Annotated in this window: 1 protein-coding gene; it reads left to right on the forward strand. The window is 62.0% G+C overall.

From position 1 onward, the window contains the following. Nucleotides 1–545: fimbria/pilus outer membrane usher protein (locus EYY67_RS24385; protein WP_165498010.1), on the forward strand; the 545-nt coding region annotated here is incomplete at both ends.

The following is a 545-nucleotide window of genomic DNA, read 5'->3' on the forward strand; positions in this document are numbered from 1 at the left end:
TACAGCCTGTCGGTCAGCAAGATTTTCGATGTCGGGCGCTTTACCGGCGTCTCGGCGACGTTTTCCGCCAGCAAGCTCAATTACCGCGATACCGATGAAAACCAGATGTTCCTGTCGCTCAGTGTGCCGCTCTCTTCCGGGCAGCAAATCAGCTACGACGCGCAGCAGGACTCGCAAAGCGGCTTCTCGCAAACGGCGTCGTATTACAACAGTCAGGATGCGGCCAACAGCTGGCGCGTCGGTGCGGGCGGCGGCAGCCCGGATCTGCAAAAAGGCAATGGCGTGTTCCGCGCCAACTATCAGCACATGTCGCCGTACGGCCAGTTCGGGGCGAACGGCAGCGTGAAAAATAACGATTACCGCTCGGTGAATGCCAACTGGTACGGATCGCTGACCGCCACGGCGGCGGGCGCGGCCCTGCATCAGAGCAGCGCCGGCAGCGAGCCGCGCATGATGTTGTCGGCGGGTGTGAAAGGCATTCCGGTCAGCGACGGCGCGTCCGTGACCAACGATTACGGCATCGCGGTGGTGAACGGCGTGTCCAG

It is taken from the genome of Rahnella victoriana, assembly GCF_004330295.1.
Classification (GTDB): Bacteria; Pseudomonadota; Gammaproteobacteria; order Enterobacterales; family Enterobacteriaceae; genus Rahnella; species Rahnella victoriana.